The sequence below is a fragment of the Escherichia sp. E10V5 genome, assembly GCF_004212315.1.
Lineage (GTDB): Bacteria > Pseudomonadota > Gammaproteobacteria > Enterobacterales > Enterobacteriaceae > Escherichia.
On the sequence record NZ_RHJM01000032.1, the window covers coordinates 1 to 11,026 of the forward strand.

Here is an 11,026-nt window from a genome sequence, read left to right on the forward strand (position 1 = left end):
TGATTTTGGGCCAGGGTCAATTTGGCCGGGTTCTCAAAAAATGCATGGAACTAAAACGGGTCTATTTACATAATGATACCATCCCTTTTCTCTTAACTTTACTTAATGATTGCGATGGTGATGTGAGAAATTGGGCTGCATTTACTGTAAATTTCAACCAGTACGACTCTACGGAGATTAGAGAGTCATTTATCAGAATGCTGACAGATAAGAATGATTGTGCCAGAATTGAAGCTATAAGCGGACTGGCAGAAAGAAAAGATAATCGTGTTATAACTGCTATAATTTATGAACTGCAAAAAGACATAATTTTTGATGATGTTATTATTTCGGCAGGTATTTTAGGTGATATTAAACTACATCCTATTCTAAAAAATATATTAAATGAATTTAATGATAAGGATGTCATTGGCAATATAAAGTCAGCAATACAACAAATTATAAAATATAATTGATGGTGAAATATGCAGCGGTACTACCAATCGGTCAAGTATTCGCTGCTTTAATGATGATGTTAAATGATTGTTTTTGAACTGGATATAACAGCTTGGTAGGGAAGAAAGCATAACCCCACAAAATTCATTTACCAACGTCTACACTTACTCCTGTAAACCGTTCAGGAGCAGTAATGAATCAACAACGATTTGATGACAGCACTCTAATCCGTATCTTCGCGCTTCATGAGTTACATCGACTGAAAGAACATGGCTTAACGCGCGGGGCGCTTCTCGATTATCACAGCCGCTATAAACTCGTATTTCTGGCGCATTCTCAGCCGGAATACCGCAAACTTGGCCCGTTCGTGGCTGATATTCACCAGTGGCAAAATCTGGATGATTTTTACAACCAGTACCGCCAACGCGTAATTGTTTTGCTTTCTCACCCCGCCAACCCGCGCGATCACACCAACGTTTTGATGCACGTTCAGGGGTATTTTCGCCCGCATCTTGATTCCACAGAACGCCAGCAGCTGGCGGCGCTTATCGACAGTTATCGCCGTGGCGAGCAGCCTCTTCTTGCGCCGCTGATGCGTATCAAACACTATATGGCGCTTTATCCTAACGCCTGGCTTTCAGGGCAGCGTTATTTCGAACTTTGGCCGCGTGTGATTAACTTGCGCCATGCAGGAGTTTTATGACCATCCATCTGGTCTGGTTTCGCCAGGATTTACGTTTGCACGATAATCTCGCGCTGGCTGCCGCCTGCCACAATTCGTCTGCACGCGTGCTGGCGTTGTATATCGCTACACCACGCCAGTGGGCGACGCATAACATGTCGCCGCGTCAGGCTGAACTTATCAATGCTCAACTGAATGGGCTACGAATAGCGCTGGCGGAAAAAGGTATTCCTTTATTGTTCCGTGAAGTGGATGACTTTGTCGCCAGCGTCGAAACAGTTAAACAGGTGTGCGCGGAAAATCGTGTTACCCACCTGTTTTATAACTATCAGTATGAAGTGCATGAGCGGGCGCGGGATGTGCAGGTTGAGAGAGCGCTACGTAACGTGGTGTGTGAAGGATTTGATGACAGCGTGATCCTGCCGCCGGGGGCGGTGATGACTGGCAATCATGAGATGTACAAAGTCTTTACGCCGTTTAAAAACGCCTGGCTGAAACGGTTGCGGGAAGGGATGCCGGAGTGCGTCGGTGCACCAAAAGTTCGTAGTAGCGGATCGATAGAGCCCGCGCCATCCATTACGCTGAATTACCCTCGTCAGTCTTTCGATACCGCGCATTTCCCGGTGGAAGAAAAAGCGGCGATTGCGCAATTACGCCAGTTTTGCCAGAACGGTGCCGGAGAATATGAGCAACAACGAGATTTTCCGGCAGTAGAAGGCACCAGTCGTTTGTCCGCCAGCCTGGCAACGGGTGGATTATCGCCTCGCCAGTGTTTACATCGCCTGTTGGCGGAACAGCCGCAGGCGCTGGAAGGCGGACCGGGTAGCGTCTGGCTTAATGAGCTGATATGGCGCGAGTTCTACCGCCATTTGATGACGTATTATCCTTCTCTGTGTAAACATCGTCCGTTTATTGTCTGGACCGACCGCGTGCAGTGGCAGAGTAATCCCGCGCATTTAAAGGCCTGGCAGGAAGGCAAAACGGGATACCCGATTGTCGATGCTGCTATGCGTCAGCTTAACAGCACTGGCTGGATGCATAATCGCCTGCGGATGATCACAGCCAGCTTTCTGGTGAAAGATCTGTTGATCGACTGGCGCGAAGGCGAGCGGCATTTCATGTCACAACTGATTGATGGTGATTTGGCGGCTAATAACGGCGGCTGGCAGTGGGCCGCTTCTACCGGAACCGATGCTGCGCCGTATTTTCGTATTTTTAACCCGACAACCCAGGGCGAGAAATTTGACCGCGAAGGCGAGTTTATCCGCCAGTGGCTACCGGAGTTGCGTGATGTGCCAGGGAAAGCGGTGCATGAGCCGTGGAAGTGGGCGCAGAAAGCGGGCGTGAAGCTGGATTATCCGCAACCGATTGTCGATCACAAAGAGGCGAGGCTGCGAACGCTGGCAGCGTATGAGGCGGCGAGGAAGGGGAAATAACAGACTCGTGCCCAGATGCCGGATGCGGCATGAACGCCTTATCCGGCCTGGCAAATAGTGCAAATTCAATGGGCCATCCAGGCCTGATAAGACGCGTTAAGCGTCGCATCAGGCATCGGTGTTGGCGTATTAAGACTCCAGCGCCAGCGCACGGTTTCTGAACTTAAGCGCCTGATACAGCCAAATCATCAGCACCAGTCCTACACACGCCAGCGCACCCCAGGTGATTTGATCAAACACTTCTATATATGCATTGATGGAGTAATTGAGCGCCCCGGAAGCATCAAACGAAGCTTGCGATGTCTGATCGGCAATGACGCCCGCCAGATAGTTAGCAATCGCACCGGAAAGCAGCATGTAAATGCCGGTTAATACGCCGGTCACGCCGGGGATTTCAATACGCGTAATTTGCGACATAGCAACCGGATCGATAAACAGTTCGGCAAACCCCATCACTGCCAGACCAAGCACCATCAGCGGCAGGGAAGAGTGGCCATACATTGCAGACCAGCGGGCGCTTAAGCTAAGAATACAGAACCCGGCGCTCATCAGGCCGAGGCCAAGAGCAAATTTCCCCCAGATACGCACGGTACGATTACCCGCAACGCTCTCTTTTACCACCCAGGCAAGCACCACACCGCACGACATCACAGCAAAAGCATTAATCGACTGGAACATGGCGGTCGAAACGCTATAACCGAAAATATCGCGATTAACGAAGCGGTCGATATAAAGGCTAATCGAGCTGCCGCCCTGTTGTGCGAAGGCCCAGAACAACATGCTGAAGAAGGTGAGCGTCACAATCAGCCCCAGCTCCTTACGCTGTTTCTGGTTTTCTGCTTTGCGATAAATTTTCGCCAGTACCGCCAGACCAATGATAGTGGCGACAATTAAGGCGTATACCGACCACTCTTTCCAGAACAGTACAGTAATCAGGGCAGGCGTTGCGACCAGCAGAACCAGCAGCCATCCCCAGTTCGGCAGGAGAAAGTTTGTCGCACGCAGCACCTTTTTGTTAACGCCGCGGGTATGTGTGAAATGACGATTGCCACATAAGAAAATGACCAGACCCGCGATCATGCCAACCGCCGCCAGGCCAAAGCCCATCGCCCAACTGTACTCTTCCTGGGCGTAACCACAGGCGATAGGGGCAATAATCGATCCCACGTTACCCGCCGCATACATCAGCGAGAAACCGCCATCGCGACGTGGATCGGTCGGTTCATACAGTTCACCAAGCAGGCAATTGACGTTGGATTTAAACAGACCATAGCCGCAGACAATAATCGCCAGCGACAGATAGAGGAATGACGGGTGGATTTCGCTGGCGCCCAGTACCACATGCCCGACTGCCATCAACAATGCCCCTATCATTACTGCCATGCGGTTGCCGAGCACTTTGTCCGCCAGGAAACCGCCGAGGATCGGCGTGACATACACCAGCGAACAGTAGGCGCTAAATAACGCGTAAGCGTGGGTGTCGTTGTATTTCAGTTGATTGGTGAGATAGAGAATCAGCAAGGCACGCATGCCGTAAAAGCTAAAATATTCCCAGATTTGCAGCGCGACAACGTAGTAGATAGCGCGCGGCTGTGATGCGTGTTTATTCATAGTAATTCCGCGGTTGGATGCGACACCACGTAATAGTTGCGCGGCGTGCGTGTGTTTCCTTAAAGTTAAAACTCTGATACAGATCTGATTATTTATGCAATATGCTGTCTGATTGCATAAATATACATGAACTATGCATTTATGAGATAAACAATTTGCGCCTTTTGGCGATGGGTTTGTTTCTTAATATGTCGAAAGATTGGCTATCGACGAACAGGCGAGGGAACGCTATGTTAACGGAGTAGCTATCAGAATATGGAAGGCGCAATGATGAAAAACACCGAACTGGAACAACTGATTAACGAGAAATTGAACAGCGCGGCGATAAGTGATTATGCGCCGAATGGTTTGCAGGTGGAAGGCAAAGAGACGGTGCAAAAAATTGTTACCGGTGTCACCGCCAGCCAGGCGCTACTCGATGAAGCGGTACGCCTGGGCGCTGATGCGGTCATTGTGCATCATGGTTATTTCTGGAAAGGGGAATCGCCAGTAATTCGCGGTATGAAGCGTAACCGCTTAAAAACATTGTTGGCGAATGATATCAACCTGTATGGCTGGCATCTGCCACTTGACGCACATCCTGAGCTGGGCAATAACGCGCAACTGGCGGCGTTACTGGGGATCACGATCATGGGCGAGATCGAACCACTGGTGCCGTGGGGCGAACTGACCATGCCGGTACCGGGGCTGGAACTGGCCTCATGGATTGAAGCGCGTCTGGGACGCAAGCCGTTGTGGTGTGGCGACAACGGCCCGGAGGTAGTACAGCGCGTCGCCTGGTGCACCGGTGGTGGGCAAAGTTTTATTGATAGTGCCGCGCGTTTTGGCGTGGATGCTTTTATTACTGGCGAAGTTTCTGAACAGACCATTCATTCAGCCCGCGAGCAGGGATTGCATTTTTATGCTGCGGGTCACCATGCCACTGAACGCGGTGGTATTCGCGCGTTGAGCGAGTGGTTGAATGAAAATACCGATCTTGATGTGACCTTTATTGATATTCCTAATCCTGCATAACGAATAATCAGAGGGATCGAAAGTGCAACGAGCGCGTTGTTATCTGATAGGTGAAACGGCGGTAGTGCTGGAACTGGAGCCGCAGGTGACGCTGGCCAGCCAGAAACGGATCTGGCGGCTGGCCCAGCGTCTGGTGGATATGCCGAATGTCGTTGAAGCTATTCCCGGCATGAACAATATCACGGTGATTTTGCGTAACCCTGAAACGCTGGCGCTGGACGCCATAGAGCGTTTGCAACGCTGGTGGGAAGAGAGTGAGGCGCTGGAACCGGAGTCTCGCTTTATCGAAATTCCGGTGGTTTACGGTGGCGCAGGCGGGCCGGATTTGGCGGTGGTCGCTGCACATTGTGGGTTGAGCGAAAAACAGGTCGTTGAACTGCACTCCTCCGTGGAATACGTGGTCTGGTTTTTAGGTTTTCAACCAGGATTCCCGTATCTCGGGAGTTTGCCGGAACAACTACACACGCCACGGCGCGCTGAACCGCGCTTGCTCGTTCCGGCAGGTTCTGTCGGGATTGGCGGGCCGCAGACTGGTGTTTATCCGCTGGCAACGCCGGGCGGCTGGCAGTTGATAGGTCATACTTCGCTCAGTCTGTTTGACCCGACGCGTGACGAACCTATCTTATTGCGTCCGGGAGACAGCGTGCGCTTTGTACCGCAGAAGGAGGGAGTATGCTGAAAATCATTCGTGCGGGCATGTATACCACCGTGCAGGATGGCGGCCGTCACGGTTTTCGCCAGTCGGGTATCAGCCACTGCGGCGCACTGGATATGCCTGCGCTACGCATTGCTAACCTGCTGGTGGGTAATGACGCCAATGCCCCCGCGCTGGAGATCACGCTCGGTCAGTTAACGGTTGAGTTTGAAAGCGATGGTTGGTTTGCATTGACTGGCGCTGGTTGCGAGGCGCGGCTGGATGATAATGCTGTCTGGACTGGCTGGCGCTTGCCGATGAAAGCAGGTCAGCGTTTAATGCTTAAACGTCCACAACATGGTGTACGTAGCTATCTGGCGGTGGCGGGCGGTATTGATGTGCCGCCAGTGATGGGGTCATGCAGCACCGATCTCAAGGTGGGGATTGGCGGGCTGGAAGGGCGTTTACTGAAGGATGGTGACCGACTCCCCATTGGCAAAGCGAAGCGTGATTTTATGGAAGCGCAGGGCGTTAAACAGTTGCTGTGGGGCAACCGGATTCGCGCCTTACCGGGGCCGGAATATCATGAGTTTGATCGCGCCTCGCAGGATGCATTCTGGCGTTCGCCCTGGCAGCTTAGCCCGCAAAGTAACCGCATGGGCTATCGCTTACAGGGGCAAATTTTAAAACGCACCACCGATCGCGAACTGTTATCTCACGGTTTGTTGCCAGGCGTGGTGCAGGTGCCGCATAACGGGCAGCCCATTGTGTTGATGAACGACGCGCAAACTACCGGCGGTTACCCGCGCATTGCCTGCATCATTGAGGCTGATATGTACCATCTGGCGCAAATTCCGCTCGGTCAGCCGATTCATTTTGTCCAGTGTTCACTGGAAGAGGCGCTGAAAGCGCGGCAAGATCAGCAACGTTATTTCGAACAATTAGCGTGGCGGCTGCACAATGAAAATTGACCTTAACGCCGATCTGGGCGAAGGGAGTTCCAGCGATGCGGAACTTTTAACGCTAGTTTCGTCGGCCAATATTGCCTGTGGATTTCATGCAGGCGATGCACAAACCATGCTGGTAAGCGTGCGAGAAGCAATAAAAAATGGTGTGGTTATTGGCGCTCATCCGAGCTTTCCCGACAGAGAAAATTTTGGTCGCAGCGCCATGCAGCTGCCGCCAGAAACCGTTTACGCCCAGACGCTGTATCAAATTGGCGCGCTGGCAGCGATTGCCCGGGCGGAAGGTGGCGTAATGCGTCATGTCAAACCGCACGGCATGTTATACAACCAGGCAGCGAAAGACGCACAACTGGCAGACGCCATCGCCAGAGCCGTTTACGCCTGCGATCCGGCATTGATTCTCGTTGGACTGGCAGGAAGCGAGCTGATTCGTGCAGGCGAACGATATGGGCTGGTAACGCGCGAGGAAGTGTTTGCCGATCGCGGCTATCAAGCCGACGGTTCGCTGGTGCCGCGAAGCCAACCAGGCGCGTTGATTGAAAACGAAGAACAGGCGCTGGCGCAAACGCTGGAGATGGTGCAACACGGCAGAGTCAAAAGTATCACCGGCGAATGGGCAACGGTCGCGGCGCAAACGGTCTGCCTGCATGGCGACGGAGAACACGCACTGGCGTTCGCCCGCCGGCTACGATCTGCATTTGCCGAAAAGGGGATTGTTGTCGCAGCATAATCCCTCTGAACAAAGAATGAAAAAAGGATATCACCATGCCTGAAGGTCCGGAGATCCGCCGTGCAGCGGATAACCTGGAGGCGGCGATCAAAGGCAAACCACTGACCGATGTCTGGTTTGCCTTCCCGCAGTTAAAACCTTATCAATCACAACTTATTGGTCAGCATGTCACTTATGTGGAAACGCGCGGAAAAGCGTTGCTGACCCATTTTTCGGATGGCTTAACGCTCTATAGCCATAACCAACTCTATGGTGTCTGGCGCGTGGTTGATACTGGCGAAGAGCCGCAGACCACGCGGGTGTTGCGGGTAAAGCTGCAAACAGCCGACAAAACCATTCTGCTTTATAGCGCCTCTGATATTGAAATGTTAACGCCGGAACAACTGACGACGCATCCGTTCTTACAACGCGTTGGCCCCGATGTGCTCGACCCGAATCTGACGCCGGATGTGGTGAAAGAACGGTTATTGTCGCCGCGCTTTCGTAACCGTCAGTTTGCCGGGTTACTGCTTGACCAGGCGTTTCTGGCAGGGCTTGGCAATTATCTGCGCGTGGAGATCCTCTGGCAGGTTGGGTTGACCGGAAATCATAAAGCGAAAGATCTCAACGCGGCGCAACTGGATGCGCTCGCACACGCGTTACTGGATATTCCGCGACTTTCTTACGCTACGCGGGGGCAGGTGGATGAAAATAAACATCACGGCGCGCTGTTCCGTTTTAAGGTTTTTCATCGTGATGGCGAACCGTGCGAACGCTGTGGCGGCACCATTGAGAAAACCACGCTGTCATCGCGCCCGTTTTACTGGTGTCCTGGTTGCCAGCACTAGGCCGTTCGCTTCGGCGCATAGGTTGAAATAAACCGCGCAATGGCCGGCCCCGTCAGCAAAATACTGAACAGGCGCAGGGTTTGCATCGCCATAATAAGCGCCATATCGGCATTGCTCCCTGCGGCGATGACCGCCACCGTATCTAGTCCGCCGGGGCTGGTGGCGAGGTAGGCAGTCATAAAATCAATATGCATAAACCAGGTCAGCCCCCACGCCATCGCGGCGCAGATGGCGAGCAGAGCAAATATCGACAGCAGGATTTGCGGCAGCGGACGCAATGCCCGCAGTAAGATTTGTTTATCGAAGCCCAGACCAATTCGCCAGCCAATCGCCATATAAGCTATCGCCAGCAGCCATTCCGGTAACTCAATCGTGATGAACTCACCAGACTGGAGCACCGCACCTGCCAGCATCGGGATAAGCATCGTGCCGGAAGGTATACGCAACAGGCATCCCGCCGTACCCGCAATGACCGCGAGCAGGATGGTGAACAGGAGATGAATGCTGACTGGCGGAAACCATACTATCTGCTGGTTAACCGCTTCAGCGTTATCGCCCAGCATCATTCGGGTGACCAGAACAGCGGCCCCCGCGACAAACAGTACCCGCAGATACTGCATAAAAGCCACCAGGCGGATATCTGCGCCGTAATCCTGCGCCATCGCGACCATTGCCGCCGCACCACCAGGTGAGGAGCCCCAGGCACCAGTATTTCCGGGCAGTGAGCTATAGCGCACCAGTAACCATCCCACGATAGCACTGGAAAGCAACGTTACCAGTAAAATAGCTAACACAATCGGCCAGTTAACCGCCAGCGTGGTCAGGAGCGAACCGGTCAGGTTTTGCGCAATCATGCAGCCAAGAATGGCCTGCGCAGCGAGAAAAGCGGAGCGGGGGAGTTGCAGGGTAACCCCGCGCATACTGAAGATGATCCCGGCGATCATCGGCCCAAGCAGGAGTGCCGCCGGGAGATGTAAAGCGAGGAAGCCAATAGAAAGGAGAAGTGACAGAACACATAACATTCCCCACTGTAGCACTGGCATCCGTCACTCCCTGTTTAACTTACCTTTGGTGTATCGATACAGCATAAAGAATGCGCCTTAACGAAAAAATAGCGGTAATCAAGAAAAAGACAGATTTTGGCTAAAGGGCGTATTAAGTACCGTTGTTTCCCTCTCGTTTGTAAAAGAGAAGTTAAAGGGCCTGAGTCCGGTAGAATACCGGACTCAGGCCACATCGCGGACTAATTATCACTGTCCAGGTTTATGGGGGCAGTTCAATCAGGGCGGGGATATAAGGCGCGGTTTTCCACCTAACCAGGTGTTTGCTGTTGTTCAATGTATTGGTGGATGACGGATATTGGCGCACCTCCGCAGCTACTGGCAAAATAGCCGGGACTCCACAAAACGCCTTTGTAGTAATACCTGACTGCAATATCTGGTCGATCTCGTCGCAGTAACCTACTCGATACGCCTTTGAGGCTGTTTACCAGACTGGATATCGCCAGTTTGGGTGGATAGTTAATTAACAAATGGACGTGATCTTGTTCGCCATCCATTTCAACCAGTTCAGCTTCAAAATCAGCACATACATTTGAAAAGTAAGTGCGTAGTTTTCCTGTCGCGTCATAGTCAAAAATCTGGCGTCTGTATTTGGTGACAAAGACCAAATGAACATGCATCAGGAAAACACAGTGCCTTCCGCGTCGGATATCGGTTTCTTTTTTCATAGACCAAAATATAATTTGACCGGTGAAACGACTACAGGCATTTAAATTCCAGTGAAGACCCGGTGGTCAACAGGAGCGTGAAATGAGGCGCTTCGCAGGCGCATGTCGTTTCGTTTTCAATCGTGCTCTGGCACGTCAGAATGAGAATCATGAGGCCGGTAATAAATACATCCCTTACGGGAAAATGGCTTCCTGGCTGGTTGAGTGGAAAAATGCCACTGAAACACAATGGATTAAAGATGCCCCATCACAGCCATTGCAACAGTCACTGAAAGACCTTGAGCGGGCTTACAAAAACTTCTTCCAGAATCGGGCTGTTTTTCCCCGATTCAAAAAGCGGGGACAGAATGATGCATTCCGCTACCCGCAGGGCGTTAAGCTCGATCAGGAAAACAGCCGTATTTTTCTGCCGAAACTTGGCTGGATGCGCTACCGGAACAGTCGTCAGGTCACGGGGGTTGTAAAAAATGTCACAGTCAGCCAGTCCTGCGGTAAGTGGTACATCAGTATTCAGACTGAAAGTGAAGTATCCACTCCTGTTCACCCTTCAGTATCAATGGTCGGACTGGATGCTGGCGTGGCTAAACTTGCCACGCTGTCAGATGGCACAGTCTTTGAGCCTGTAAACAGTTTCCAGAAAAACCAGAAGAAGCTGGCGAGACTTCAGCGACAGTTAAGCCGCTAGGTCAAACTCAGCAACAACTGGCAGAAGCAGAAACGCAAAATACAGTGTCTGCATTCCCGTATCACAAATATCCGCAGGGACTACCTTCACAAAGTCACAACGACAATCAGCAAAAACCACGCAATGATAGTCATTGAGGATTTGAAGGTCAGCAACATGTCAAAGTCAGCAGCGGGTACGGTCAGCCAGCCGGGGCGCAATGTCCGGGCAAAATCAGGTTTAAACCGTTCGATACTGGATCAGGGCTGGTATGAAATGCGCCGCCAGCTTGAGTACAA

At 51.9% G+C, this 11,026-nt stretch carries 11 protein-coding genes and 1 pseudogene; 9 read left to right on the top strand and 3 right to left on the bottom strand.

Annotation, left to right across the window (positions count from 1 at the left end; translation table 11 throughout):
* The 3 genes from D9738_RS20575 to phrB all read left to right on the top strand — a co-directional run.
* A partial coding sequence (locus D9738_RS20575) for a HEAT repeat domain-containing protein (RefSeq protein ID WP_240780604.1) occupies window positions 1–455 on the top strand: 455 nt, incomplete at its 5' end.
* A 173-nt stretch (window positions 456–628) separates the two neighbouring features.
* Window positions 629–1,138 (top strand): YbgA family protein, encoded by a 510-nt coding sequence (locus D9738_RS20580; RefSeq protein ID WP_130261045.1) that lies wholly within the window; start codon window positions 629–631, stop codon window positions 1,136–1,138.
* The gene (gene phrB / locus D9738_RS20585; RefSeq protein ID WP_130261046.1) at window positions 1,135–2,553 is read left to right on the top strand and encodes a deoxyribodipyrimidine photo-lyase; all 1,419 of its coding nucleotides are present in this window, start codon (window positions 1,135–1,137) and stop codon (window positions 2,551–2,553) included. The genes D9738_RS20580 and phrB overlap by 4 nt, the downstream gene beginning before the upstream one ends.
* A gap of 129 nt (window positions 2,554–2,682) precedes the next feature.
* Here phrB and dtpD read toward each other — a convergent pair whose 3' ends face one another.
* A complete protein-coding gene (gene dtpD, locus D9738_RS20590; protein ID WP_130261047.1) occupies window positions 2,683–4,164 on the bottom strand; it encodes a dipeptide permease DtpD in 1,482 nt (493 codons plus the stop codon).
* 270 nt (window positions 4,165–4,434) lie between these two features.
* Here dtpD and ybgI point away from each other — a divergent pair, with 270 nt between their 5' ends.
* From ybgI to nei, 5 genes are read left to right on the top strand one after another with little or no spacing between them, the layout of a single operon-like run.
* Window positions 4,435–5,178 (top strand): radiation resistance protein YbgI, encoded by a 744-nt coding sequence (gene ybgI, locus D9738_RS20595; RefSeq protein ID WP_130261053.1) that lies wholly within the window; start codon window positions 4,435–4,437, stop codon window positions 5,176–5,178.
* A gap of 22 nt (window positions 5,179–5,200) precedes the next feature.
* Window positions 5,201–5,857: a 5-oxoprolinase subunit PxpB gene (gene pxpB / locus D9738_RS20600; protein ID WP_130261048.1), complete on the top strand. Its 657-nt coding sequence runs from the start codon at window positions 5,201–5,203 to the stop codon at window positions 5,855–5,857.
* On the top strand, window positions 5,851–6,783 hold the full coding sequence (pxpC, locus tag D9738_RS20605; RefSeq protein WP_130210754.1) for a 5-oxoprolinase subunit PxpC: 933 nt from the start codon (window positions 5,851–5,853) through the stop codon (window positions 6,781–6,783). Before pxpB ends, pxpC begins: the two co-directional genes overlap by 7 nt.
* Window positions 6,773–7,507, top strand: coding sequence for a 5-oxoprolinase subunit PxpA (gene pxpA, locus D9738_RS20610; protein ID WP_130210752.1), 735 nt, complete (start codon window positions 6,773–6,775; stop codon window positions 7,505–7,507). The genes pxpC and pxpA overlap by 11 nt, the downstream gene beginning before the upstream one ends.
* A 35-nt stretch (window positions 7,508–7,542) precedes the next feature.
* Window positions 7,543–8,334 (top strand): endonuclease VIII, encoded by a 792-nt coding sequence (nei, locus tag D9738_RS20615; protein WP_130210750.1) that lies wholly within the window; start codon window positions 7,543–7,545, stop codon window positions 8,332–8,334.
* On the opposite strand, the gene D9738_RS20620 is transcribed toward nei, so the two are convergent.
* Both D9738_RS20620 and tnpA read right to left on the bottom strand, forming a co-directional pair.
* On the bottom strand, window positions 8,331–9,377 hold the full coding sequence (locus D9738_RS20620; protein WP_130261049.1) for an AbrB family transcriptional regulator: 1,047 nt from the start codon (window positions 9,375–9,377) through the stop codon (window positions 8,331–8,333). The genes nei and D9738_RS20620 overlap by 4 nt on opposite strands.
* Window positions 9,378–9,646: 269 nt before the next feature.
* Window positions 9,647–10,063, bottom strand: coding sequence for an IS200/IS605 family transposase (gene tnpA, locus D9738_RS20630; protein WP_165383352.1), 417 nt, complete (start codon window positions 10,061–10,063; stop codon window positions 9,647–9,649).
* Between the two features lie 22 nt (window positions 10,064–10,085).
* On the opposite strand from tnpA, the pseudogene D9738_RS20635 reads away from it, so the two are divergent.
* Window positions 10,086–11,026: pseudogene (locus D9738_RS20635) on the top strand (transposase); the annotation flags it as partial.

Bases quoted from the DNA above. Each gene is read 5' to 3' on its own strand.
- D9738_RS20580 (WP_130261045.1), top strand. From the start codon at position 629: ATGAATCAACAACGATTTGATGACAGCACTCTAATCCGTATCTTCGCG.
- phrB (WP_130261046.1), top strand. From the start codon at position 1,135: ATGACCATCCATCTGGTCTGGTTTCGCCAGGATTTACGTTTGCACGAT.
- dtpD (WP_130261047.1), bottom strand. From the start codon at position 4,164: ATGAATAAACACGCATCACAGCCGCGCGCTATCTACTACGTTGTCGCG.
- ybgI (WP_130261053.1), top strand. From the start codon at position 4,435: ATGAAAAACACCGAACTGGAACAACTGATTAACGAGAAATTGAACAGC.
- pxpC (WP_130210754.1), top strand. From the start codon at position 5,851: ATGCTGAAAATCATTCGTGCGGGCATGTATACCACCGTGCAGGATGGC.
- pxpA (WP_130210752.1), top strand. From the start codon at position 6,773: ATGAAAATTGACCTTAACGCCGATCTGGGCGAAGGGAGTTCCAGCGAT.
- nei (WP_130210750.1), top strand. From the start codon at position 7,543: ATGCCTGAAGGTCCGGAGATCCGCCGTGCAGCGGATAACCTGGAGGCG.
- D9738_RS20620 (WP_130261049.1), bottom strand. From the start codon at position 9,377: ATGCCAGTGCTACAGTGGGGAATGTTATGTGTTCTGTCACTTCTCCTT.
- tnpA (WP_165383352.1), bottom strand. From the start codon at position 10,063: ATGAAAAAAGAAACCGATATCCGACGCGGAAGGCACTGTGTTTTCCTG.